General features: G+C 68.1%; 17 protein-coding genes. 5 read left to right on the top strand and 12 right to left on the bottom strand.

Going from position 1 to position 19020, the window contains the following annotated elements; all coding sequences use genetic code 11:
• Positions 1-65: 65 nt before the first annotated feature.
• Positions 66-1115, bottom strand: coding sequence for a DNA methyltransferase (locus QF040_RS15440; protein ID WP_429611771.1), 1050 nt, complete (start codon positions 1113-1115; stop codon positions 66-68).
• Positions 1108-2253: a hypothetical protein gene (locus QF040_RS15435; RefSeq protein WP_429611770.1), complete on the bottom strand. Its 1146-nt coding sequence runs from the start codon at positions 2251-2253 to the stop codon at positions 1108-1110. Before QF040_RS15435 ends, QF040_RS15440 begins: the two co-directional genes overlap by 8 nt.
• A 97-nt stretch (positions 2254-2350) precedes the next feature.
• Here QF040_RS15435 and QF040_RS15430 point away from each other — a divergent pair, with 97 nt between their 5' ends.
• From QF040_RS15430 to QF040_RS15420, 3 genes are read left to right on the top strand one after another with little or no spacing between them, the layout of a single operon-like run.
• Entirely contained in the window at positions 2351-2794 is a 444-nt protein-coding gene (locus QF040_RS15430; RefSeq protein ID WP_429611769.1) for a DUF4124 domain-containing protein, read from the top strand.
• Positions 2795-2826: 32 nt separating this feature from the next.
• Positions 2827-3288, top strand: coding sequence for a reverse transcriptase-like protein (locus QF040_RS15425; protein WP_429611768.1), 462 nt, complete (start codon positions 2827-2829; stop codon positions 3286-3288).
• Between the two features lie 57 nt (positions 3289-3345).
• A complete protein-coding gene (locus QF040_RS15420) occupies positions 3346-3594 on the top strand; it encodes a DUF3297 family protein (RefSeq protein ID WP_013542793.1) in 249 nt (82 codons plus the stop codon).
• 27 nt (positions 3595-3621) lie between these two features.
• Here the strand turns inward: QF040_RS15420 and QF040_RS15415 are convergent, their stop codons facing one another.
• From QF040_RS15415 to QF040_RS15370, 10 genes are all read right to left on the bottom strand, one after another.
• Positions 3622-4566, bottom strand: coding sequence for a DUF2272 domain-containing protein (locus QF040_RS15415; protein ID WP_429611767.1), 945 nt, complete (start codon positions 4564-4566; stop codon positions 3622-3624).
• A gap of 49 nt (positions 4567-4615) precedes the next feature.
• Positions 4616-6229 carry a hypothetical protein gene (locus QF040_RS15410; protein WP_429611766.1) on the bottom strand — a complete coding sequence of 538 codons (1614 nt, stop codon included), beginning with the start codon at positions 6227-6229 and terminating at the stop codon, positions 4616-4618.
• 217 nt (positions 6230-6446) lie between these two features.
• Positions 6447-7244 carry a TSUP family transporter gene (locus QF040_RS15405; protein WP_429611765.1) on the bottom strand — a complete coding sequence of 266 codons (798 nt, stop codon included), beginning with the start codon at positions 7242-7244 and terminating at the stop codon, positions 6447-6449.
• Positions 7241-8761 (bottom strand): AMP-binding protein, encoded by a 1521-nt coding sequence (locus QF040_RS15400; protein ID WP_429611764.1) that lies wholly within the window; start codon positions 8759-8761, stop codon positions 7241-7243. The genes QF040_RS15405 and QF040_RS15400 overlap by 4 nt, the downstream gene beginning before the upstream one ends.
• Entirely contained in the window at positions 8758-10197 is a 1440-nt protein-coding gene (gene sauS / locus QF040_RS15395) for an acylating sulfoacetaldehyde dehydrogenase (RefSeq protein ID WP_429611763.1), read from the bottom strand. Before sauS ends, QF040_RS15400 begins: the two co-directional genes overlap by 4 nt.
• 25 nt (positions 10198-10222) lie before the next feature.
• The gene (locus tag QF040_RS15390) at positions 10223-11221 is read right to left on the bottom strand and encodes a tripartite tricarboxylate transporter substrate binding protein (protein ID WP_429611762.1); all 999 of its coding nucleotides are present in this window, start codon (positions 11219-11221) and stop codon (positions 10223-10225) included.
• Complete coding sequence (locus tag QF040_RS15385) at positions 11218-12012, bottom strand: IclR family transcriptional regulator (RefSeq protein ID WP_429611761.1); 795 nt, start codon at positions 12010-12012, stop codon at positions 11218-11220. Before QF040_RS15385 ends, QF040_RS15390 begins: the two co-directional genes overlap by 4 nt.
• 135 nt (positions 12013-12147) lie before the next feature.
• Entirely contained in the window at positions 12148-13866 is a 1719-nt protein-coding gene (locus QF040_RS15380; RefSeq protein WP_429611760.1) for a cobaltochelatase CobT-related protein, read from the bottom strand.
• A gap of 117 nt (positions 13867-13983) precedes the next feature.
• Positions 13984-14961 carry an AAA family ATPase gene (locus QF040_RS15375; protein ID WP_429611759.1) on the bottom strand — a complete coding sequence of 326 codons (978 nt, stop codon included), beginning with the start codon at positions 14959-14961 and terminating at the stop codon, positions 13984-13986.
• Positions 14962-14989: 28 nt separating this feature from the next.
• The gene (locus tag QF040_RS15370; RefSeq protein ID WP_429611758.1) at positions 14990-15832 is read right to left on the bottom strand and encodes an IclR family transcriptional regulator; all 843 of its coding nucleotides are present in this window, start codon (positions 15830-15832) and stop codon (positions 14990-14992) included.
• Positions 15833-16002: 170 nt separating this feature from the next.
• Between QF040_RS15370 and xsc the strand changes: the two genes are divergently transcribed.
• A complete protein-coding gene (gene xsc / locus QF040_RS15365) occupies positions 16003-17826 on the top strand; it encodes a sulfoacetaldehyde acetyltransferase (protein ID WP_429611757.1) in 1824 nt (607 codons plus the stop codon).
• A complete protein-coding gene (locus tag QF040_RS15360; RefSeq protein ID WP_429614656.1) occupies positions 17823-19019 on the top strand; it encodes an acetate/propionate family kinase in 1197 nt (398 codons plus the stop codon). The genes xsc and QF040_RS15360 overlap by 4 nt, the downstream gene beginning before the upstream one ends.
• The last annotated feature ends 1 nt before the right edge of the window (position 19020 follow it).

The raw sequence follows: 19020 nt of genomic DNA, 5'->3' as shown, positions 1-19020 counted from the left end.
GGGGAGCACCCGATGCCCTGCGCGCGCAAGGCGCTCTCGTTGTGTCGGGCGATTGACCGCGGCGCTCACTGTTCGTAGCAGATGTCCAGGCGGATCAAGGTGCCTTTGCTGTCGATGCGGTCGGCGCGGAAGTAGTAGCGGCCGCGGTAGCTGTCGAGGTGAAGGGGCAGGTCGACGGGGTCGCCCCAGCTCGTGAGTGCGAAGCCTTGGTCGCGCAGATATTGCAGCAGGGCATTCAGGCGCTGTGGGTCTGGCTCTACGCGGATGTCGGCGTCTGCGGGCGGCGTGCTGTGCGGGGCTTCGGGGGCTTGCAGCCATCGCGCGAAGCTGCCGAGCAGGGTGAAGGCATGGCCCTGTGTGCGCACGGTTTCGAGCAACGCGGCGGTGGCTTGCAGGTCGATGCGCTCGCGCTGCTTGCGGAAGACCAGTGCGTATTCGTGGCGACGGTCGGTGCGTGCATCGGTGCTGGGCCCATCGCTTTCGTGCGGATAAATGAGCACACGCTCGTCTTCCATGACGAAGAGCGAACCCAGGATGCGTGCGAGATCGAACGCGAGGGGCAGCACGCGGTCGCCAAGGCGGATGTTCTGCACCATCGCAATGCAGGCGCCGCCTTCGCGCAGGCCTGAGCGAACGCGGTGGAACACGTTGCGAAGGCCGTCGAGGTGTTGGGCGTAGCTCTGGCTGTCGTAGAGCTGCGAGGCCGCGGGCGCGCCCGTCCAGCCGCAGCCGAAGTAAGGCACGTTGGTGAGGCAGAGGTCGAAGGGAGGGAGCGCGGCGTCGTCGAGCGCATCGCACGAGCCGTGCAGGAGCGTTGTGCCCTGCGCGAGATCGTGGCGTGCCAGGCGCTCGCGGATGAGAACGATGCGGCCCGCATCGACCTCGCAGCCCGAAGCCAACCGGCCTTCGAGCCTCGCCGCCAGCAATGTCGTGCCGAAGCCTGCGAACGGATCGAACACCGTGTCGCCCGGCTGCGAGAACTGGTGCACGAAGGGCAGCATCTGCTCGACCCATCCGCAATCGCGACCGCCCATCGGGTCGCGTGCGCGCAGGTCGTCGGGCAGCCGGTAGCGCGGCGATTCGCGGTCGAGCATCAACCAGCTGTGGCTAGCCATGGGCGAGGGCCTGTTGTTCGGTGCGGGTGTCGAGCAGCACGTCGTGCCCCGGCTCCCAGCCAGCGCAGAGTTGGCCGTCGGCAAAGTAGACGAGCTTGTAGATGTCGCCGGTCGCGTGGCGTTCGTGCATGGCGCCGTAGTCGGCGCTTTCGAAGACGACGTTCAGCCCGCTGGCGGTGCGAAGGCGCAGGTTCCAGAAGTAGTAGCCCTCGGTGAGGGCGTCGAGTGTCCATCCGCGCGAGACCTCGGGGTTGCCGAGGCAGGCGGTCAGCAGGGCGTCCATGGACACGCGTTCCGCGCGCAGGTAGCGTGCGGTGGCGTTGTCGCGGTAGCCGTCGTCCAGGCGCGAGAACTCGCGGAAGACGACGGTGCCGGCGCCGCATTGCCGTGCCCACGAGAGGTACGCCGCCACGTCCTGCGGTTGCGCGACGCCGCCGCGCTGCAGGATGCACACGAGGCGCAGCGGAAGCGCATCGGCCAGTTGCCGCGCGGTGCGTTCGAACACCGTCTGATCGCCGATCGCCACCTCGGGGCGGAATCGCATGATGGCCTGGTTGGTCGCGCCGTCGTGGTGATGGCGGGACAGCTCCAGCCAGCTCAGCCCGAAGGCTTGCACGGCGCGTCGCAGCGCCTCGCCTTGCGGCGCGGCGAAGCCGGCGCCGTTGGTATAGAGCACGCGGTCTTCGATGAGCGGGCCGTCTTTTTCGCTCGCGGTGAGCGTGTGAAGCAACTGAAGCATCCAGCCGGCGTCGTCGCTCGTTTCAAGACCCGAGAGGGACCACGAGAGCGGCACGCCGCGCAGGGCCCGCAGCGCGCGAGCGAGGCCATCGAAGTAGTCGGACGCGGGGCGCAGCCGCGATGCCGGCGTTCCGCCCTCGGTCTTGCGCAGGTTTTCCGAGCAGAAGCTGCAGCGCGCCGAGCAGGGCCGCACCGACGCATACGGCGTGAAGGTGATCGGCTGCGCAAAGCGCCGCGCGACGCCGCCGATGATGTGCGTGTGCCAGCGCGCGGCTTCATGCGCCAGCGGGGTGCGCCGGGTCACCCGGCTCACCGAGGCGCGCAGCCGCTCGAAGAGCGGGCAGCTCGCGCTCCGTGGCAAGTCGGCAAGGGCAATTTCGACGGGAGGGGCGGGGTGCATCGCGGGTGGTGGAGGGGGCGGAAATGGCTGCAGCCGCAACGATACGACAGCGCCGTCTCCGATTGGGAATTCGTGCGCGATCTGTTAGAACCGCCCCATGCGCACCTCCCTCGTCCTCATCCCGCTTTTCTTCGCCGCCCTGGCCGCGAATGCGGACGTGGTGCGCTGCACCGATGCCAACGGCAAGATCTCGTACACCGACGGCAAGTGCCCGACCGACACCAAGCAGTCGCGGCAGGTGGCCATCGACGAGACACCGCCTCCGCCGGTGCCTGCCCCGCGCCCGCAGGCCGAGGAATCGCGCCAGCCGGCCTACACGCCGCCGCCGGTCGCTGCGCCTTCGGGCCCGGCCATCATTCCGCGCCACCCGGTCGCCGAGGCGCCGCCCGTCGATCCGCCGGTCTACATCCTGGGGCCGGAGCCTTACTACGACGGGCCGCAGCGGCACGCACAGCGTCCGCCCCGTATGCGCGACCAGGGGCCACCGCCCGGCCAGCGGCCATGCCAGAACCTCGCGGGCATCAAGCGCAACAACTGCTGAAGGCTGAGGGGCGCCGGCCCTGCATTCGATCCATGACTCTTTCTGCTTCCGCGCCGGAGCGCCACTGGACCGTCCATTGCGACGGCAGCGCCATGCCCAACCCGGGCCGCATGGGCATCGGCGCGGTCATCACGCAGCCCGATGGCACCCGCCACACGCTCTCGCAGGCCACGCACGCCATCGGCTGCAACAACGAGGCCGAGCTGCTGGCATTGACCTTGGCCCTGAAGGAACTGCGCGCCCGCGGTGCCAGCGCCGTGGTGGCGTACAGCGACAACAGCATCCTGGTCGAGCAGCTCGGCGCGGCCGATGCCCGGCCGATCGCGCGGCTGGCACCGTTGTTCGACGACGCGCGCGCGCTGCTTGGCGAGTTCGAAGAAGCCCGCGTGCAGTGGATTCCGCGCCATCGCAATGCCGAGGCCGATGCGCTGGCGCGCGCGGCCCTTGGCATGGGGCCGAAGCCGCCGCCCAAGCCCTGGAAAAAGCGGCGCTGAAAAGCGCCGCTGGTCGAGGTCCTTATCATTCGGGTCGTTCCCGAACCACAGACTCCCATGACCGAAGAAACTACCCGCCCGCCGCTTCCCGATCACCTCTCCACCGATGCGCGCAGCCCGCACCATGTGGCCGCCGTCTTCGAATTCCCCATCGGCATCCGCTTCAACGGCAAGGAGCGGCTCGACGTGGAGGAGTACTGCATCAGCGAAGGCTGGATCAAGGTGCCGGCCGGCAAAGCAGTGGACCGCAAGGGCTATCCGCTGCTGCTGAAGCTCAAGGGCACGGTCGAGGCCTACTACCGGTAAGACAGAAGGAAGGGGCCTGAAACCCCTTCAGCGCCACTGCAGCAACAGCGACCACGGCTGGCGGCTCATGTGGCGATCGATGCAGCCGGCCGTGCCAGTCGTTCCCGTCGTGCTGGCCGCGCATCCCTCGGGCAAATAGCTCCGATCCAGCAGCCGCGTGCCGGGCGCGAATGCCAGGCGCCGCAAGGTGACCGACTGGATCACGTTGCCGCCGATGGTGTCGAAGCCCGTGGCATCGACACCCACCACCACATCGCAATGCATCGGCAAGGCCTCGCCGCCTGTAGGGCGCTGGGCCAGCACTTCGCCGATCCGCTCGAAGGTGTCGTAGCCCGCGCCGGTGCCGCGCGCCTGGCAGACGAGGTCGCCCACGCGCGGCGGCGTGCGCATCAGGTCGCAAGCGCGCATTGCATAGCGCGTCGGTCGGTTCGCGGCTTCGTCGAGACCCGCTCTCCACGCGGCGCCGGCGTAGTCGGCATGCGCTTCCGAAAAAACGAATTCGTCCGCGCCGAGCCCGGCCCGCTGCGCGATCCAGCTGATGAAGGCGGCGGACCACGGCGCATCGATCACCGCGACGCGGCTCAATGCGTTGTCGATGGACTGCGGCTCCGATGAATCGGGCGCGGCATCGGGGTCGGTGCCACGCAGGCGCACGCCGGTCGCCTGCCAGTAGCCGAGCACGCGCTGCCAGGGCGCAAGGTCTTGCGCGGTGGCGCGGAAGTTCTCTGCCTCCCAGGCGCCGGCGTAGGTGAGGCGGCCTTCGGCGTCCATGGTTTGTGCGCCGAAAGCCTGGTGCTCCTGTTGCGCGAAGGTCGCCATGGCGAGTGCGCGGGAGGGCGACGGGATCTGCGTGGAGGTGTCGAGGCAGGCCGCCGCCGACGCGGCGCCCGACGCCACCAGCCAGGAAAGAAAAACAAGAACGCCCACAGCCAGGCTCTTCGGAGATGAAGAAATGGCGGTGGGCGAATTCATGGCGAAGGAGCATAGCCCGTCGGGCCATGCGCCTGTCGCCATGCGCGTGCTAGTTGCAGTACTGCGCGTCGTTGTCGGTGTTGATCGGCGCGGGCGGATCGGCCAGGAACTGCTGCACCGGCACGATGGTTGCCTGGCAGTTCGCATCGGTGGTCATGTCGAACACATGCCAGATACGCGTCGACGAGGTCTCGCCGGCCGGCGGAGCGAAGATCGACTGTGCGCCGCGGTTGGCCACCTCTATCCGTGCCGGAGAGCCGGTCTGTCCCGGATCGAAGGTGTCGGAATAGTTGTGCACGACGAACCGGTAGGTGCGGTTCTTCGCGAGCTTCGCGAACGTGGTGACCTCGGGGCCGAAGCTGTCCCGGTCGTCCACGTCGAGGCCGATGAACGGCGCCTCGGTGAGCGAGCCCTTGTTCTCGAAATACACCAGCTCGTTGGCGTTTGCACCGAAGGTGTACGAATCCAGGTCCAGCGGGCGCGAGCCCCAGGTCAGCTTGACCGACACCGCCGAGCGCGTGAGCGTCAGGCAGGCGCCCAGCGAGACGTCTTCGTCGCCGACAGACACCGTGGGTGCGTTGGAGATTTCGGTCGCGGTGTTGGCGATGACGTAGGCCTCGCTCGTGCGTTTCACCGCCACCGAGAACTCGCCGTTCGCGTTGGTCAGTGCGGTGGCCAGGCCGGTGTAGGTCTTGCCTTCGCTTGCGACCAAGGCGCCGCCCACCCGCTCGCCGGCCGCGTTCTGCACGCAGCCGTTGATGCGCACGGTGTTGTAGATCTGGTCCGCGTTCCAGGTCGTGAAGTGCGTGACCGTGCCTTCGTAGTACTGCGACGGTGCCGTGCCCTGCAGCGTGGCCGTGCCTTCCTGCACCCAGAGGCCCGTGGTGGTGTTGTAGTGGAAGAGCGGCACGCTCGGCGGCAGCACCGTGGCGCGCGATGAGGGCGCGATGCGCAGTGTGGCGTCCATGCCGGCCGCGAGGTTCAGCGGTGCGCCGTCCGCATCGACGAAGCTGGCGTCCAGTGCGCCGAAGCTCTCGATCGGAGCCGCGCCGCCGTCCGTGCCGGCGAGGTAGTTGCCGGGCATCACGTTGACGTCGCTCGCGGGGGCGATGGGCGTGACGCGTGCGGTCGCAGGGCCGGTGGGCGCGCTGCCGTCGGCGCGGCGCAGCGAGTTCGCGCGCAGCCGCACCATGGCGGTGGAGCCGGGCACGACGACGTCGTACGCGGCCTGCGGGTCGAAGTTCACCGTGACCGCCACCGGCAGCATCGGGATGTTGATGACCGTCGAGGAACCCGAGGCCGACAGCGCGGCGGTGGCGCGGCTCTGCGGCACCATGCCGGCCTTGGTGAAGCTCAGCAGCACCGATGCGGCGGGCGCAATTTCGGTGAGGGTGTAGCTGCCGTCGTCGGCGGTGAGGGTGGACGAGGAACCGGTGCTGACCGTGACCTGGCCCACGCCCTGGCCGCCGAGTGCGTTGGTGACGCGGCCGGTGACCTTGGCTTTCTGTTGCTGAGGTGGCGGTGGTGGCGGCGGTGGGTTCTGATCCGGCGGCGGAAGGATGATCGGCGGGTAGTTCACGTCGTCGCGACCTCCACCTCCGCAGGCTGCGACGGTCAGGGCGGCCAGAACGGCTGCAGTGGCCGCCCATGGTTTGAATTTCATGATGATCCCCTCTTCTCTTTGATAAACGATTTGTTGAGCCGTGTCGCAGGCTCGAATCGCCAGCCGGCAGGGCTGCCCGATGGTGCGGAACACGGGGGCGTCATGCCAGTGCCGAAGGGCACGTGTCGAAAGACACATGCCGAAAGTCACTTCGAACGAGAGAGAGGAGACGAGAAGAGCGCTGCGGCCCGCAAACGCAGGCCCATGGAACTCTGTTTCAGGCCATCAGGCTGAAGAGTGAACGCAGCACGCTCACCGTGGCGAGCGCGATCAGCAGGTTCAGCACGTGCTTTCTGAACTGCTCGGGCGACACGCCCTTGAACGAGCGCTGCCCCCACCAGATGCCCGCGAGCATCGCGGGTGCGAGCCACACCGCCCACTTGAGCGTGGCCGGTCCGAGCAGGGTGCCCGACGCATGCGCGGAAGACGGCATGAGCGCCGCGGCAATCAGCGACACCACGTCGCTGAAGAGCAGCAGCGCGATCAGCGTGGCGCGCAGCGCGGCGGGCGCCATCTTCGCGGTGCTCAGAAGTACCGCGATAGCGATGCCGCCGATGGCCGCCACGCCATTGATGAAGCCCGAGGCCAGCCCCGCCGCGAGCCGCACGCCGCGCGTGGGCACGAGGGTGACGTGCGCGCCGCCGCGCAGCAGCAGCGCCGCGGCCATCAGCAGCGCACCGATCAGAAGGCGCAGCGGCGTCTCGGGCAGCCATGCGAGCAGCGCCACGCCGAGCGGAATGCAGATGAAATTCCCCACCATCAACCAACTGAGCCAGGGTATGTCGACATCGCGCGCGATGCCGCGCAACTGGCTCAGGCTCGCGAGGATCTCCAGCATGAAGATGGCCGGCACCACGAGCGCGGGCGACACCACCAGCGACATGCCCGCCACCGTGATGGCAGAGAAGCCGAAGCCCGCGAAGCCGCGCACGATGCCCGCGGCAAACACCACGCACAGGCTGTAGATGAGCAGCGCCGGCGCGAGCGGCGGAACCAGCAGTTCGGCCGCCGTCATTCCTCGAAGAGCGGCAGCAGCTTCAGGCGCTGCACCTTGCCCGAAGGCCCGCGTGGCAGGTCGGCGACGAAGCGGTAGTGGCCCGGCGTCTTGTAGCGGCCGAGCGCGGTGGCGCTGAAGGCGCGCAGCTCGTCCTCGGTGCAGGCGCAGCCTTCGCGCAGCACGATGCACACGCCGATCTCCTGGCCGTAGTGGCGGTCGGGCACGCCCACGGCCGCGGCTTCGAGCACCGCGGGGTGCCGCAGCAGCGCCTCGTCGATCTCGCGCGGCGCGATGTTCTCGCCGCCCTTGATGATCAGCTCCTTGATGCGGCCAGTGACGAAGAAGAAGCCGTCTTCGTCGCGATGGCCAAGGTCGCCGGTGCGCAGCCAACCGTCGGGCGTGAAGCTCGCGCGCGTGGCCTCTTCGTTCTTGTAGTAGCCGAGCATCACGTTCGGCCCGCGGATCACGAGCTCCCCGGTCGTGCCGTCGGGCACGGCCGCAAGCTCTGCATCGACAACACCAGCCATGCAACCCGAAGCGCGGCCGACCGAACCGAGCTTGCGCGCGGCCGGGTCCATCGGGTTGGAGAACGAAGGCGCCGCCGTCTCGGTGAGGCCCATGGTCTCGACGATGCCGATGCCGAACATCTGCTCGAACGCGCGGTGATGTTCGGGCGGCAGCGCAGCCGAGGCCGAGCGGCAGAAACGGATCGCCAGCGTCTGCGCGAGCGGCGGCTTCGGGCCTTCGAGCAGGTACGAAATCATGGTCGGCACCACGTTGATCCAGCTGCACTGCGTTTGCGTCGCCTGTTCCCAGAAGCGGCCGGCCGAAAACTTCGGCGGCATCGCGAGGCTGCCGCCGTGCGCGAGCGGCGCGAGCATGGTCACGGCGAAAGCGTTGATGTGATAGAGCGGCAGCACCGCGAGCACGCGGTCCGCGGGCTGCAGCGCATGCTCGGCGCTGATGGCATGCGCATTGGCCGCGAGGTTGCGCTGCGAGAGCATCACGCCCTTGGGCATGCCGGTGGTGCCGGAGGTGTACATCAGCAGCGCGACGGCGTCGGGGGCGGGCGGTGGCGCATCGGCTGCTGCATCGGCTTCGTCCGGCAAGGCATCGGCTTCCGGATCGACCACGATCACCGTCACCGCCCGGTCGAAGGCCTGCACCATCTCGCGCACACGCGCTTCCCATTCGGGCGCCACGCAGACCACACGGCAGTCGGAATGCGCGAGCACATAGCGCATCTGCTCGGGCTGCGACAGCAGGTTGACCGGGTTCACGCAGTAGCCCGCGTGCATCGCGCCCAGCAGCAGGCGCAGCGTCTGCAGCCCGTTGGGCATGACCACGGAGATCGTCTCCCCGGGCTTGGCATGCCGGGCCAGCACACCCGCCACGCGACGGCAGCCGCGCGCGAGTTCGCCATAGGTGATGTGGCGATCGCTCTCGGTGGCGCGCGCATACACCGCATGCGGCTGGCGTGCCGCCTGGCGCTCGATCAGCGCATGGACTGTCGTGGAAGCCGCGGCGCCGCTCATTTCGCTCCGTGCTTGGCGAAGTACGCGCCGAAGATCTCGTCCTCGCTCGGCACCTTCTCCGGAATCGGCCGCGACACGCGCGTGATGTTGAGGTAGTGCCGGTAGTTCATGTTGTCGGAAAAATTGTTCTTGCCCCAGGTGCCGCAGCCCATCGAGAGCGAGAAGGGCAGGCCGTTGTCGAAGCTGCCGCCGGTGGCGATGCAGTGCGCCTGGTCGACGATCACGCGTGACACCGGCAGCGTGAGGCCCAGCGTCGTCGCGCGTTCGGGCACGGCGCTGTGCAGGCCGACCGAGTGGCCGGCGCCTTCGTAGGCGTAGATGCGCTCGACCGTGGCCGCTGCTCCTTCGAAATCGCGCGCGGCGTAGACCGCGAGCACAGGGCTCAGCTTCTCGCCTGAAAACGGATGGTCGTGGCCCACGCCGTCTTCGGCCACCATGAGGATGCGCGGGTCGGTGGCGGCAATGGCAAGCCAGCCTTCGCGGTTGACACCAGCTACTTCCGCCGCGCGCTCCGCGATCGTGCGTGCCGATTGGCCGATGACGGCCGCCGAGAGCTTGCCCTCGGGCCACATCAGCGATTGCAGCGTGGCTTTCTGCGCGGCCGCGAGCATCACGGCGCCGCGGTCCTTGAGCGCGGCGAGCATCGAGGCGCGCACCGCATCGACGATCACCAGGCTGTTCTCCGACGAGCAACTGGTCGCGTTGTCGAAGGTCTTGGAGCGCACGATGCGTTCGGCCGCCGCGTTCACGTCGGCCGTTTCATCGACGATGCCCGCCACATTGCCCGCACCCACGCCGAAGGCCGGCGTGCCGCTCGCATAAGCGGCGCGCACGTTGGCCTGCGAGCCTGTCGCCACCACGAGGTCGCACAGGCGCATCAGCTCCGCTGTCGCCTGCTTGTTGATCGGCAGCGGCAGCAACTGCACCAGGTCGCGTGGCGCGCCGATGCGGTCGAACTCCGCATGGATGAATTCGATGAGCCGCGCCGCCGTCGACCAGCCCTTGGGCGAGGGCGCGACGATGACCGCGTTGCGCCCCTTGAGCGCATTGATGATCTTGTTGGCCGGCGTCGCGCCCGGGTTGGTCGAGGGCGTGACCGCGCACACCACGCCCACGGGCCGCGCGATCTCCACGATGCCGCGTGCCGGGTCTTCACCGATCACGCCGACCGAGCGCGCGCCGTGCAGGTCGCGCAGCAGGCCGAAGGTCTTTCTGTAGTTCTTGCGGACCTTGTCCTCGACGTTGCCCACGCCGGTGTCGGCCACGGCCAGCTCGGCCAGCTCGCGGTTGCGCGCCGGCTCGATGATGGCCCAGCCGGCCGCGACGACCGCGGTGTCGACCTGCTCCTGCGACCAGGTTTCGTAGATGCGCTGCGCGGCGCGTGCGCGCGCCACCAGCTCGGCGATGGGGGAAGAAGAGGTTGCTGCGTTTTCCATGGATCTGCTTGTCTGTCTGCGTCGATCAATCGACCTTGATGCTGGCTTCTTTCGCGAGCTTCTGCCAGCGCGCGAGTTCAGTGGTCACGACCTTGCCCAGTTGCTCGGGCGTACCGCCGACGCCTTCGCTGCCTTGCGCCAGCAGCTTCTCGCGGATCTCGCGCTCCTTCACCACGGTGTTGATCACGCGGTTGAGCTTGTCGATGACGGGCTGCGGCGTCTTCGCGGGCACGAACACGGCGTACCACGAGTCCACGTCGAAATCGGGAATGCCGGCTTCCTGCATCGTCGGTACGTCGGGGAAGGCGGCGCTGCGCTTGGTGGTCGAGACCGCGAGCGCCTTGAGCTTGCCGGCCTTCACGAATTGCGCCGCAGCGGGAATCGACACCCACAGCAACGGTACCTGCCCGCCCATCACGTCGGTCACGGCCGGGCCGCCGCCGCGGTAGGGAATGTGGGTCATGTGCGTGCCGGTGCGCAGCTTGAGCAACTCGCCCGCGAGGTGGCCGGGCGAGCCGTTGCCCACCGAGGCGAAGGAGACGCTGTCGGGCTTGGCCTTGGCGAGCGCGACCAGCTCTGCCACGGTATTCGGCGCGAACTGGTTGTTGGCCACCAGGATCTGCGGCAGCGAGGCGACCAGGCCGACCGGCGCGAAGTCCTTTGCGGTGTCGAAGCTCAGCTTGGTGTAGATGGCCGGGTTGATGGTGTGCGACGACAGGGTGAAGAGCACCGTGTAGCCATCGGGCGCGGACTTGGCCACGACCTCGGTGCCGATCGAGCCGGCCGCGCCGCCGCGGTTGTCGATCAGCACCTGCTGGCCGAGCAGGGTCGAGAAGCGCTCCTGCACGATGCGTGCGATCACGTCGGTGCCGCCGCCGGGCGGGTAGGGCACGACCAGGCGGATCGGCTTGGCCGGATAGTCGCTGCCGTTTTGCGCCTGCGCGGCGAAAGGTGCTGCCAAGGCTGCCAAAGTCGCAGCGGCCAAGAGGCCGGCGCGCAGCCAGGGGGCGGGGAACAGGTTCATTCGGATCTCCTTCTCTTTATGGTGGATGTCGGCAGCGCGCTCGCGCGGTAGCCCAGCGTCACGCTCGCATCGCGCGCGCAGGCCATGAGGCGGTCGGCCAGGCCCCGCGCCTGCGTGCGCGCGAAGCGGATCGAGGGCACGCTCATGCCGACGGCCGCGACCGCTTCGCCGCGTGCGTTGAACACCGGCACGCCGAGGCCGCAGACGCCCAGGCGCCATTCCTCGCGGTTCTCCGCGTAGCCGCGCGTGCGCGTGCGTTCGAGCTCGAGAAGGAGTGCATCGAAGTCGGTGATGCTGTTCTTCGTGTGGGCGGCCAGCGTGCCGAAGCGCTCGTGCAGCGCGGGCGCATTGGGCGCCGCTGCGGCCAGCAACGCCTTGCCCGATGCCACGCAGTAGGCCGGCGCCCGGCCGCCGATGCGCGAGTAGGCGGCCACCGGCAACGGGCTGTCGAACTTGTCGAGGTAGACGATCTCCGCGCAGTCGAGCACGGCGAGGTGGATGGTTTCGCCCGTTTGCTGCGCGAGCGCCGCCAGGTGCGGCCGCAGCAGCGCGCCGACATCGGCCGCATCGCCGACCAGTGCGCCCAACTCGAAGAGGCGCAGGCTCGGCCGGTAGGCGCTGGTGTCCGGGTCTTGAACGGCCCAGCCGCAATCGACCAGCGTCTGCAGCGTGCGGTGCGCATTGCTGCGCGCCATGCCGAAGGCTTGCGCCAGGTCGGTGACGCGGCAGGGGCGTTGCTGGCGCGTCATCCATTCGATGGCGGCCAGACCTTTGGCGAGCGTGGAATCCATGAGGCTTTCAGATGTGTTCCAAATATCGGAACACTGTTCCCGGATATGAAACCCAATGTAAGAACCATGGGTGCCCTTTGTCAATCGGGACTTGGATGTAATCCGAAAAGCCTCAGCCCTGCCTCAGCCTTCGCTTCAACGCCGGTGGCGGCCCGCCATGAGGTCGATCACTTCGCGAAAGATCGTGTTGCCCGTGGATGTGGCCAGGTCGAGCACATGGCTGCGGCTGTAGTACGGGCTCAGGTCGAGCCCGACGCCGATGCCCGCGATCTCGATGTCGCCGCGCTGCTCCTGGCGCGCGACCACATCGCGCAGGTGGTGGTCGAGGTAATGCGCGTCGTTTGCGAGATGGGTGGCGCTGTCCATCGGCGAGCCGTCGGAAATCACGAGCAGCAGCTTGCGCGCCTCGGAGCGTTGGCGCAGGCGCTGGCAGGCCCAATCGACCGCCTCGCCGTCGATGCCTTCGCGGAACAGGTCGGCTTTGAGCAGCGCGGCCATCGCGGGGCGGGCGCGGCGCCATGGCGTGGCAGCGGCCTTGAAGACGAGGTGGCTGCGCTCGTTGAGTCGGCCGGGATGGGAAGGCCTGCCGGCGCGCACCCATTCGCGCTGAGGGCGTCCGCCAGTCCATGCGCCGGTGGTGAAGCCCAGCACCTCGCTGGTCACCCCTGCTTGTTCGAGCGCACGCGCGAACACGTCCACCATCATCGCGGCCGATTCGGCGTGCTCCTTGATCGAGCCCGAGCAGTCGATGAGAAAAGTCACCATGCAGTCGGCCACCGGCTCCATGCGCTCGGTGCGGAACAGGCGGCGCTCGGTCGGCGAGGCGACGAGTTGCGCGAGCCGGCGGCCGTCGATGAGCCCTTCTTCCTGCCCGCCGTCCCAGCCGTCGCGCGTGGGGTTGGCGAGCAGCGCGCGCAGTTCTCTTGCGAGGCGCGCGATGTTCACGCCTTGGGCGGCGATGCGGCGGTCGAGCTTTTCGCGGTGGTCGGCGAGCACTTCCTTGCGCGCGAGCGCGGCCGCGTCGTGCTCGCGGTCGTAGGCGGTGGTGAAGACGCGGTAGGCGCCGCCGGCTTCTTCCATCACCGCGCTGCGGCCCGACTCGGCGGTGGTGAAGCGCTCGATGATCTCGCGGTCCATGTCGGCGACGAGCATGAACACGCTGCGCTTGTCGTCCACATGCGGGTCGCGCGCGTCGGGGCTTTCTTCGCCGGCCTCGTGCAGCATCGCGGCGACGGTGCGCGCGATGGCGAGTGCGTGCACGGCGTAGGCGGCCTGGTTGGCGCGATCACGTCGGAGGCCCGCGAGCGCGTGGCCGATCAGCGGCGCCAAGTGAAAGCGCGTGGCCTCGAGCATGTCTTCGGTTTCTTCCACCACCTGCTGGCCGCTGACGCGCGCCCTGCAAATCTGCGCGACGGCGTAGAGCAGCAGGCCGCGCGCGGTGTCGGTCAGACCCGAGTGATGGAAGGCGAGCGACCACTGTTCATGGCGGTGCCGGAGGTTGTGGCGCATGCCGGCCATGACCTCGGGCGCGAGCGCCTCGACGCGGAACTGCTCGAGCATTTCGAACAGCATGCGTTCGACCGGCTCTTCGGGCCGAAGGCTTTCATGCAGCACCGCATCGGACACGGTGAGCCGCAGTGCGAGCCCATCGGCCACGCCGCGGAACGAAGCGAAATCGTCGGTGTCCGCCGAGGGATGCAGATGCGGCGCGAACCACGGCAGCGCCACGCGCCCGCGGTGCAAACGCTTGCCGCGAAAGTGCAGGTCGCGCTCGCCGCTGAAGGCCCGCACCACGCCCGCGCAAAGTTCGGCGACCTGCTCCTCCTGCCGCACGCGGCGCTGGGCATCGCTCATATCAGTGGGTGTTTAGAAAGGTGAAACCCAAGCCGTTCACGCTGGGCTTGTCGAAGCCGCGCAAGGCTCCGACAAGCTCAGCCCGAACGGTTCTTGTCGATCGACAGAAAGTCCGCATCATCCTGGACGGCCGAACTGGTGCGACTCCGCAAGCTCCTGGTCGAAGCAGCGCTGGAAGTATTCCGCCACGAGCGGCCGCTCGGCGTCGTCGCACTTGTTGACGAAGGAGAGACGGAACGCGAGCGCCGGGTCCTTGAAGATCTCGACGTTCTCGGCCCAGGTGATGACGGTGCGCGGCGACATCAGCGTCGAGAGGTCGCCTGCCGCGAAGCCCTTGCGCGTGAGGTCGGCCACGGCCACCATCGCCGCGACGAGCTTGCGGCCCGCGTCGTCGGCGAGCGAGGGCACGCGCGCCTGCACGATCGCGATTTCTTCATCGGGCGGCAGGTAGTTGAGCGAGGCGACGATGTTCCAGCGGTCGATCTGCGCATGGTTGAGCCGCTGCGCGCCGTGGTACAGGCCGTTCAGGTTGCCCAGGCCCACCGTGTTCGCGGTCGCGAACAGCCGAAAGAACGGATGCGGTCGCAGCACCTTGTTCTGGTCCATCAGCGTGAACTTGCCGTCGCGCTCCAGGATGCGCTGGATGACGAACATCACATCGGGCCGGCCCGCGTCGTACTCGTCGAAGATCAATGCCACCGGCCGCTGCAGCGACCACGGCACGATGCCTTCCTGGAACTCGGTGACCTGCTGGCCCTCGCGCAGCACCACCGCGTCCTTGCCCACGAGGTCGAGGCGGCTGATGTGGCCGTCCAGGTTCAGGCGCACGCAAGGCCAGTTCAGGCGCGCGGCCACCTGTTCGATGTGCGTCGATTTGCCCGTGCCGTGCAGGCCCTGCACCATCACGCGCCGGTCGCGCGTGAAGCCCGCGAGGATCGCGAGCGTCACGTCGGGGTTGAAGCGGTACACCGCATCGACCTCCGGCACGTGGTCGTCGCGCTCGCTGAAGGCGGGCACCTGCAGGTCGGTGTCGATGCCGAACACCTCGCGCACGCTCAGCATGCGGTCGGGTCGCAGGTCTGCGGTATCGGTCACGGTGGGCTTTCGAAAAAAAACGGAGGGATCAGGCCGAGGCGCGGTCGTTGCCCGCTTCGGTGTCGATGCGGCTCAATGCGAGCGCGGCGCGTTGCAGCGCGGGCAGCAGCGTCTTGGCCTTCGCGGCGTCGAGCCGCATGATCGGCGCCTGCACCGCGATGCACAGGTTCGAGGGCGCCTCGTCGCCCGAAGGCACCAGCGCGGCGATGCAGAGCAGGCCTGGCAGGAACTCCTCGTTGTCGATCGCGAAGCCGTCCTTGCGCACGCGCTGCACTTCCTTCTCGAGCGCGGCGGGGTCGGTCAGCGTCTTGGCGGTGTACGTTTCGAGCGGCGCGTTGGACAGCAGTCTTCGGCGCTGCGCCGCGCTCATCTGCGAGAGAAAGATCTTGCCGCTGGCCGAGCAATGCACCGGCACGCGCGAACCCGGATGCAGGTAGAAGCGCAGCGGCGCGGCGGTCTCCACGCGGTCCAGGTACACGACCTCGCTGCCCGAGAGCGAGGTGAGGTTGCAGCTCTCGCCGATCTCCTCGCCCAGCTGGCGCAGCACCGTGTGGCGCGCGCCGTGCAGGCTGTCGTTGAAGAGCAGGTTCTCCGACAGGCGCCGAAGCCGCGTGCCGATGCCGTAGTGGCGCCCGTCGCCTTCGCGCTGCAGGAGCCCCGCGGCTTCGAGCTGCTGCAGCATGCGGTGCAGCGTGGGCTTGGGCAGGCCGGTCTCTTCGACGAGGCCCTGCAGCGAGTAGCGCTGGTCCTTGGCGGCCATGACTTCGAGCAGGCCGAAGAGGCGCATGGTGGGCGTGTCGCCCGCCGGTTCGGACGCTTCCGGACGCGCTTCAGAGGAAAGGCCTTTGACGATCTTCATGCGGCGGATCATAGTTGTTTTACAAAAAACAAGACAAGGCGTACCGATTTTTGTAAATTGTTTGACGCCACGGCATTGCCGTCCTATATTCCGCCGGAAAGAAATTCGGAACAAGCAGTTCCGACTTTCGAGCTTCAGCATCCCGCCCGACCCCGCCTCATTCCCATCAGGAGACGCCTTCCATGAGCCAGAAGAAACCAGCAGCACCCGCCCGCGAAGCCGTCACCGGCGTGCAGAAGATGACGCCCTCCGAGGCCTTCGTCGAGACCATGGTCGCCAATGGCGTGACCGACATCTTCGGCATCATGGGCTCGGCCTTCATGGACGCGATGGACATCTTCGCGCCCGCCGGCATCCGCCTGATTCCGGTGGTGCACGAGCAGGGCGGCGCGCACATGGCCGACGGCTATGCGCGCGTCTCGGGCCGCCACGGCCTCGTGATCGGCCAGAACGGCCCCGGCATCAGCAACTGCGTGACCGCCATCGCGGCTGCCTACTGGGCGCACAGCCCGGTCGTGATGATCACGCCCGAGACCGGCACGATGGGCATGGGCCTCGGCGGCTTCCAGGAGGCCAACCAGCTGCCGATGTTCCAGGAGTTCACCAAGTACCAGGGCCATGTGAACAACCCCAAGCGCATGGCCGAGTACACGGCGCGCTGCTTCGACCGCGCCATCTCCGAGATGGGCCCGACGCAGCTCAACATTCCGCGCGACTACTTCTACGGCGAGATCACCACCGAGATCCCGAAGCCGATGCGCGTGGAGCGCGGCGCGGGCGGCGAGAACAGCCTGAACGCCGCGGTCGAACTGCTGGCCTCGGCCAAGTTCCCGGTGATTCTTTCGGGCGGCGGTGTCGTGATGGGCGATGCGGTCGAGGAATGCAAGGCTCTGGCCGAACGCCTCGGCGCGCCGGTGGCGAACGGGTACCTGCGCAACGACTCGTTCCCCGCGAGCCATCCGCTGTCGGCTGGCCCGCTCGGCTACCAGGGTTCGAAGGCCGCGATGAAGCTCATCGCGCAGGCCGACGTGGTGCTCGCGCTCGGCTCGCGCATGGGCCCGTTCGGCACGCTGCCGCAGCACGGCATGGACTACTGGCCGAAGGACGCGAAGATCATCCAGGTCGAGGCCGACCACACCAACCTCGGGCTGGTGAAGAAGATCACCGTCGGCATCCACGGCGATGCGAAGGCCACTGCCAAGGAACTGCTCAAGCGCCTGCAGGGCAAGACGCTCGCCTGCGACGCCACCAAGGCCGAGCGCGCCGACAAGATCAAGGCCGAAAAAGCCGCGTGGGAAAAAGAACTCGACGAATGGACCCACGAGCGCGACCAGTTCAGCCTCGACGCCATCGAGGAAGCCAAGGGCGAGAAGACGCCGACCGGCGGCACCTACTTGCACCCGCGTCAGGTGCTGCGCGAGTTGGAGAAGGCCATGCCGCCGCGCGTGATGGTCTCCACCGACATCGGCAACATCAACGCGATTGCCAACAGCTACCTGCGCTTCGAGGAGCCGCGCAGCTTCTTCGCGCCGATGAGCTTCGGCAACTGCGGCTACTCGCTGCCGACCATGATGGGCGCCAAGTGCGCCGCGCCCGACCGGCCGGCCGTGGCCTATGCCGGCGACGGCGCCTGGGGCATGAGCATGGTGGAAATCATGACGGCCGTGCGCCACGACATTCCAGTGACCGCCGTGGTCTTCCACAACCGTCAATGGGGCGCGGAGAAGAAGAACCAGGTCGATTTCTACAATCGCCGCTTCGTCGCGGGCGAGCTCGAAAGCGAAAGCTTTGCGGGCATCGCCAAGGCGATGGGCGCCGAGGGCATCGTGGTCGACAAGCTCGAAGACGTGGGCCCCGCGCTCAAGAAGGCCATCGACATGCAGATGAACGAAGGCAAGACCTGCGTGATCGAGATCATGTGCACCCGCGAGCTGGGCGACCCGTTCCGCCGCGACGCGCTCTCCAAGCCGGTGCGCTTCCTGGACAAGTACAAGGACTACGTCTGACCGAATCGCTGCTCACGCTGAACGCCGGGTCGTCGTCGATCAAGGTCGCGCTGTTCGCGGCCGCCGGCGACGGCGATGCGCTGCCGGCCGCGCGCTGGTCGGGGCAGGCCGATGGGCTCGGCGGCGGGCTGAAGGCACGGCTGCGCGTGCGCGATGCGGAGGGTCGCACGCTGCACGATGCGGCGCTCGATGGCGACCGGCGCTCGCACCAGGGCGCGCTCGCGGAGCTGCTCGAATGGCATGCGCAGCAAGGCGGTGGCGATGACCGCATCGCCGCGGTCGGCCATCGCATCGTGCATGGCGGCGTGAATTTCGTGGCGCCGGTGCGCATCGACGATGCGGTGCTCGCCGAGCTGGCCGCGCTCGAACCGCTCGCGCCGCTGCACCAGCCGCACAACCTCGCGGGCGTGCGTGCCGCGATGAAGGCTTTCGATGGCGTTCCGCAGGTGGCGTGCTTCGACACCGCTTTTCATTCGACGCAGACCGAGGTCAATCGCCGCTTCGCGCTGCCACGCGCATTGCATGATGCGGGCGTGCGGCGGTATGGATTCCACGGGCTTTCGTACGAATCGATCATTGCGCAGTTCACGCGTCTTGCGCCCGAGCTGGCGGACAAGCGTGTGATCGTCGCGCACCTGGGCAATGGCGCCTCGATGTGCGCGATGGCGCAGGGGCGTTCGGTCGCGACGACGATGAGCTTTTCGCCGCTCGACGGCCTGACGATGGGCACGCGCTGCGGGCACCTCGATGCGGCTGTCGTGCTGTACCTCATGCGCTCGCACGGCATGTCGGCCGAGCAGGTCGAGACGCTGCTGTTCCGCGAATCGGGGCTGCTCGGCCTCTCGGGTGTCTCGAGCGACATGCGTGAGCTCGAAGCCTCCACCGCACCCGAAGCCGCCGAGGCGATCGCGCATTTCACCGAGCAGGTCGTGCAGCACATGGGCAGCCTCGCCGCCGCGCTGCGCGGTGTCGATGCGGTGATCTTCACCGGTGGCATCGGGGAGAACGCCGCGGCATTGCGCGAGCGCATCCTCGAAGAATGCGATTGGCTCGGCGTGCACGTCGATGCCGCCGCCAACGGCGCGGGCCATGCGCGGCTCACGACGCCCGAGAGCCCCGTGAGCGCCTGGATGCTGCGCACCGACGAAGAGGCGGTCATCGCTCGCCACACCGCGCAGGTGCTGCGCGGCTGAA

Source organism: Variovorax sp. W2I14 (genome assembly GCF_050435205.1).
Classification (GTDB): domain Bacteria; phylum Pseudomonadota; class Gammaproteobacteria; order Burkholderiales; family Burkholderiaceae_C; genus Variovorax; species Variovorax paradoxus_C.
Note: the sequence above shows the minus strand (reverse complement) of the source record. Positions and strands in the feature narration are given on the sequence as shown.

Coding starts and splice junctions, on each gene's coding strand:
- QF040_RS15440 (WP_429611771.1), bottom strand. CDS start 1,115: ATGGCTAGCCACAGCTGGTTGATGCTCGACCGCGAATCGCCGCGCTAC.
- QF040_RS15435 (WP_429611770.1), bottom strand. CDS start 2,253: ATGCACCCCGCCCCTCCCGTCGAAATTGCCCTTGCCGACTTGCCACGG.
- QF040_RS15430 (WP_429611769.1), top strand. CDS start 2,351: ATGCGCACCTCCCTCGTCCTCATCCCGCTTTTCTTCGCCGCCCTGGCC.
- QF040_RS15425 (WP_429611768.1), top strand. CDS start 2,827: ATGACTCTTTCTGCTTCCGCGCCGGAGCGCCACTGGACCGTCCATTGC.
- QF040_RS15420 (WP_013542793.1), top strand. CDS start 3,346: ATGACCGAAGAAACTACCCGCCCGCCGCTTCCCGATCACCTCTCCACC.
- QF040_RS15415 (WP_429611767.1), bottom strand. CDS start 4,566: ATGAATTCGCCCACCGCCATTTCTTCATCTCCGAAGAGCCTGGCTGTG.
- QF040_RS15410 (WP_429611766.1), bottom strand. CDS start 6,229: ATGAAATTCAAACCATGGGCGGCCACTGCAGCCGTTCTGGCCGCCCTG.
- QF040_RS15405 (WP_429611765.1), bottom strand. CDS start 7,244: ATGACGGCGGCCGAACTGCTGGTTCCGCCGCTCGCGCCGGCGCTGCTC.
- QF040_RS15400 (WP_429611764.1), bottom strand. CDS start 8,761: ATGAGCGGCGCCGCGGCTTCCACGACAGTCCATGCGCTGATCGAGCGC.
- sauS (WP_429611763.1), bottom strand. CDS start 10,197: ATGGAAAACGCAGCAACCTCTTCTTCCCCCATCGCCGAGCTGGTGGCG.
- QF040_RS15390 (WP_429611762.1), bottom strand. CDS start 11,221: ATGAACCTGTTCCCCGCCCCCTGGCTGCGCGCCGGCCTCTTGGCCGCT.
- QF040_RS15385 (WP_429611761.1), bottom strand. CDS start 12,012: ATGGATTCCACGCTCGCCAAAGGTCTGGCCGCCATCGAATGGATGACG.
- QF040_RS15380 (WP_429611760.1), bottom strand. CDS start 13,866: ATGAGCGATGCCCAGCGCCGCGTGCGGCAGGAGGAGCAGGTCGCCGAA.
- QF040_RS15370 (WP_429611758.1), bottom strand. CDS start 15,832: ATGATCCGCCGCATGAAGATCGTCAAAGGCCTTTCCTCTGAAGCGCGT.
- xsc (WP_429611757.1), top strand. CDS start 16,003: ATGAGCCAGAAGAAACCAGCAGCACCCGCCCGCGAAGCCGTCACCGGC.